Source organism: Actinophytocola sp. (genome assembly GCF_049647105.1).
Taxonomy (GTDB): domain Bacteria; phylum Actinomycetota; class Actinomycetes; order Mycobacteriales; family Pseudonocardiaceae; genus Actinophytocola.
Window position 1 is genome coordinate 1 of sequence record NZ_JBARWZ010000025.1, and the last position, 4,245, is coordinate 4,245.

General features: G+C 65.7%; 6 protein-coding genes. All 6 read right to left on the bottom strand.

The genetic code is table 11. From position 1 onward, the window contains the following. Nucleotides 1–435: 435 nt before the first annotated feature. Nucleotides 436–624, bottom strand: a complete 189-nt coding sequence (locus WBA97_RS03575) for a hypothetical protein (RefSeq protein ID WP_424229212.1) — start codon at nucleotides 622–624, stop codon at nucleotides 436–438. 28 nt (nucleotides 625–652) lie between these two features. Beyond that, complete coding sequence (locus WBA97_RS03580; protein ID WP_424229213.1) at nucleotides 653–1,921, bottom strand: IS4 family transposase; 1,269 nt, start codon at nucleotides 1,919–1,921, stop codon at nucleotides 653–655. A gap of 262 nt (nucleotides 1,922–2,183) precedes the next feature. Continuing rightward, the gene (locus WBA97_RS03585; protein WP_424229214.1) at nucleotides 2,184–2,477 is read right to left on the bottom strand and encodes a hypothetical protein; all 294 of its coding nucleotides are present in this window, start codon (nucleotides 2,475–2,477) and stop codon (nucleotides 2,184–2,186) included. Beyond that, a complete protein-coding gene (locus tag WBA97_RS03590) occupies nucleotides 2,477–2,950 on the bottom strand; it encodes a hypothetical protein (RefSeq protein WP_424229215.1) in 474 nt (157 codons plus the stop codon). The genes WBA97_RS03585 and WBA97_RS03590 overlap by 1 nt, the downstream gene beginning before the upstream one ends. Continuing rightward, on the bottom strand, nucleotides 2,950–3,582 hold the full coding sequence (locus WBA97_RS03595) for a WXG100 family type VII secretion target (protein ID WP_424229216.1): 633 nt from the start codon (nucleotides 3,580–3,582) through the stop codon (nucleotides 2,950–2,952). The genes WBA97_RS03590 and WBA97_RS03595 overlap by 1 nt, the downstream gene beginning before the upstream one ends. A gap of 85 nt (nucleotides 3,583–3,667) precedes the next feature. After that, nucleotides 3,668–4,021: a hypothetical protein gene (locus tag WBA97_RS03600; RefSeq protein ID WP_424229217.1), complete on the bottom strand. Its 354-nt coding sequence runs from the start codon at nucleotides 4,019–4,021 to the stop codon at nucleotides 3,668–3,670. Nucleotides 4,022–4,245: the final 224 nt, after the last annotated feature.

Consider the following 4,245-nt stretch of genomic DNA (forward strand, 5'->3'; position numbering starts at 1 on the left):
CACTGCGGGTAGCCACGCGAAACGTGTCACTAGGCGTTTTCGGTGTTTCCGCTAGGTCGCAACGTCCTGACCTGCCACGACGCCACCAGACATGTCATCAGATCCCGATTATCTGTGGAACGCAGGCTGGGTGGCCACCCACAAAGGAGGGAACGTCCGACGAACCGCAACCGAACTGCGGCCCCTCCATCCTGTTGGCCAGCCCGCCCGGCGAGGGCATCTCTTGAGTCCGAGCAGAGGTCAACCACCTGCCTTTGCGGGCGCATCGATACGTTCGAAGATGCCATCGCGTGCCTCATAGAGAAATGAGACGCCATGACTGCAAAGTAATTCGATAAGGTCGACATCCGGCCGATTAGGCAGGAGCACAGCTCGCCGCTCGTGGGGAACGTAGCGTGCGTAGTCCAGGACCCAATGCCACTTAGCGTAAGTTGATCATGCTGCGCGGGGGTTGCGGGCGCCGAGGTTGGCGAGGGTGATCGTGGCTGGGCCTTGGTGGCGGATTCCGTTGTCGCTGGGCCGTTTGACGCGGTAGGAGTTGTGGCGGGCGCGTTTGACCACGCGCGGGTAGGTGCGGTGGCGGCGTTTGGGGTTGAGGTGACGTGTCCGGGTGATGTCGGCCATCACCGCCGCGAGTGATCGTTTCTGCTGTTCAGGGGGAAATGGCCGCCGGGTCGGTGACGCGGCGGCGGACGAGACGGACGGTGCGTTTGAACTTGACGCGATCGGGGTCGATGTCGGCTTCGGTGGCCGCGCGGCAGATCAGCGTGCTGATCGCGTAGTGGCACAGAAGGTAGCCGTAGATCTCCTGGCGGACCATGTCCGGGCTCTTGGAGCGCAACACTCTGCCCGGTCCGCGTAGGTAGGTTTTGAGCTGCTTGTTACCCGTCTCGTGCTCCCACCGCTCATGGTAAGCCTGAGCCAGCACCGCGGCCGGGGCCGCGCGTGGGTCTCCGTCAGCTCCGATGGTGGTGATCAAACAGATCAACTCGCCGTTCCCGTCACCCTCCCGGTCGGGCACGGTGTACTCCACCACCCGCACCATCCTGGCCTGCCCGGGATCCAGATCGTGGCCGGCGCGGGCAGCGTCGATCAACGCAAGCCGGGCCTTGCCGCGGATCTTCGGGTTGATCAGCACCGACAGGTAAGCCCCGTCCGAGGTGAACTTCAGTACCGGCAGCCGCAGGTCTGCTTTGACCCGCCAGAGCAGTTGCGCGCCCGTGTCGGCGGCGGCGCACCAGTCCGCCCAGTTGTAGAAGTTGCGGTCGGCGATCAGCAGCCAGTCCGGCTCCAGCCGCGCATACAACCGCCGCGCCAGGGTCTGCTCCCCGCTGCCCTTACCCGCGATGCCACCCATCTCGGCGTCCACCACCGCGTGTGAAGCGCACTCACTGACGCTGACCACCCGCACCTTCGGAAACGCCGAACGGTCCACACCAGACCCCGCATACCCGAACTCCGCCGCGTTCTCCTCAGTGTCAGGAGCATCCCACTCGAACCCGTCGATCGCCATCACCCGCCACGGCCCCACAAACCCGCCCCGGGTCAACTCCTCGGCAACCGGAACCGCCACCTGCGTGAACAACTCCCGGACCGGCTCATACCCCAGCCGCTTGCGGGCCTGGGTGATCCCACCCGACGTCGGCACACTCCACCGGGTATCCCAACACCCCCACGTGGTGAGCGTCTCGGTCAGCCGTTCCGCCACCTCTTCGTAGTCCTCATCGGCGAACAACGCCAACGCCATCGCGAAATACACCATCACATGCGGCGGCAGCTTCCCATCAGACCGCTGAGCCTGCCGACCCGTCACCGCAACGGCCTCGTCCACCGCATCCCGCAGCACCGACGAAGTCAGCACCCCAACCGAGATCCAGTCCGTCAAACGGCCTTCCGCAGCCACCACAGCATTCCGCGTCACAACAGACGATCATCCCACCACCCACCCCGCGGCCGCGCACCGACACACCCGATCAAGATCAAACTAGACTAAGTGGCATTGGCCCAAGAGCGCAGCCGACAATAGCTGCGTAGCTCGTGATTGATCTGGATGAAACTTTCCATTGGACTGACGTTCGTCAACAAGATCCCCCAACGTGTGGTGTCGACGCCCGGAAGGACCAGGTGGACGTTGCGGCCAGCCGGAGCGAGGACTGTCTTACACAGCAATGGTTCTGTGGTGTCTACGTACCGGTGGCGAGCCCGAAGGCGACGAACGTGGCGATGCCGAGCACGAGGGCGATCACTGCGCCCGCCCAGCCGCCGAGGTCGCGATCGCGCATGCCGAAGAACGCGGCTACCAACGCGCACGCCGCGAGTATCAGGCACACGATCCCGGGGACTGTGCCAGCGCCGCCCTGCCAGATCAGCAGACCGGCACCAAGACCGGCGCCGAGGCCGCCGAGGATCGCGATCCATTCGCGCACGCTGTCGAGTAGTGCGTCACCTGCGGCCTTTCCCGCCTTCCGCCAGGACATCAGCTGTTGTCCTTGCGTCGTCCGGTCCGCTTCTTGAGAATCGTCATGGTCTGCTCCTCATCGTCACGCTGGCGGCGGCGCTCGGCGACCGCACGCTCGGCGGCGGCATCGGCCTCCTCGACATCGCGTTTCACGCCGGCCATCTCGTCAAGGAAGGCGCTTTGGTTCTCCTGGTACAGCCGGGTCGCCGCCGGGTCGGCCGTGCCCTCCCGGAGCTGCCGCCAGGTCAGCTCGCCGCGGTCGACACGCTCCTGCAGAGCCCGCGCCGCAGGGCCGGATCGGCCCGAGCGGAACCTCTCGGCGACCTCCCGCTCCAGGCGCTGGTACTCCGGCGTCTTGGTCACGTCGGTTCGGGAGAAGTCACGGATCGCCACCCTGGCGTCGTGGCTCGCCCGGCGTACATCGACGACCGAGCCGCGTAGCTCCGCAGTCAGCGCACGAAGCCGTTCGGCGCGCTCCTCAGGGGTGGTCATCACATCGTCCCCGGAGCGTCTGGGCCGCCATAGCCCACCGACGGCACGTCGACTTTGGTGTTCGGCGCGTTGTCCGGCCGGTCGGCGGCGATCATCTGGAAGATCGATATTGCGGCCTGGACCGTCTTCTTCACCGCGTCGTACACGCGGTAGGCCTTGATCACGATGTCGGCGACCTCCTTGGCGCGCATGATCGCCACGATCGGCCCGCCGCCGCCCAGGATGCTGAACAGCATCTGGATCAGGTCGATGGCGGCCTGCAGGAACTCCTTGGCCACGGTCGCGAGGTCGCGCAACGTGTCTCGAACCGTCTCGCACACCATCTGGTTCTGCTCAAAAGCATTGTGCCACTTGACCATGTGCGCCTCGAACGCCTGCGCCGCGTTGCCGTCCCAGTGCGGGTTGAGTTCGGTCACGCCGGCCGTCAGGTTGTCCGCGATGTCGGAGCTGGCCCACGCCAGGCTGTTCCAGGCATCAGCGAGGGAGAGCAGATCGCCCCAGTCGCCGCCTACGGTCTCGGTCAGCCACTGCACGACGTTGATCTCGTGGCCGAACTGCCGGGTGACCCACGCGACGGCGTCGTTGATCCAGCCCACGACGCCGGGCAAGGCGTCGGTCACCGAGTCGGTCACGAGTTCGTCGTAGTTGCCGGGTGGGGTGAGCCGGCCGAGCGGATGCATGGTGTCGGCGAAGCCGACCGTCGCTGTCGGCGTCATCTCAGTTCGGCCTCTGCCCCGACCGCGTGCCACCCTCCGGCGCCTTGGGCACGATCTTGTCCATCTCCGCCGCGGAGGTGGCGTCGATACGCGCGTACTCGTCCGCCGTGTCCCGAAGGCCCTGGGCGGTCGCGCTGAGCTTGGCCAGCATGGTGTTCAACGTGTCTCGCTCTGCCGTGACCATGCCCTCGACGAGGTTCTGGAACTGGAACATCAGCCCCATTAACCCGTCCGTCTTGCTTCCCGGCCCGTCGAGGTACACCCGCATCTCACCGACGTACCCGTGATTGCGCTCCAGCAGCCCGGCATACCCGCGCAGCGTCTCCGGGTGCACAACGAACTGTTCGTCTGCCATCCGGTTCCTCCCCATCACCCGTGGTTGACAATCGTAACGGTCCGATCACCAAGAGTCATCGGGATTGCGGAAAGCGAGCCCGATCGTTTGGTTTCAGCTGAATCACCTTCGCGCTGCGGCCGGCAGGGTTCGGTACGCCTGGTTCAGCGCGGTGACGAGTTGGGCGCGGCCCGCCGGGACGAGCTGAACCTGGGCCGTTCCGTGCACGGTGATCAGGTGCCGGC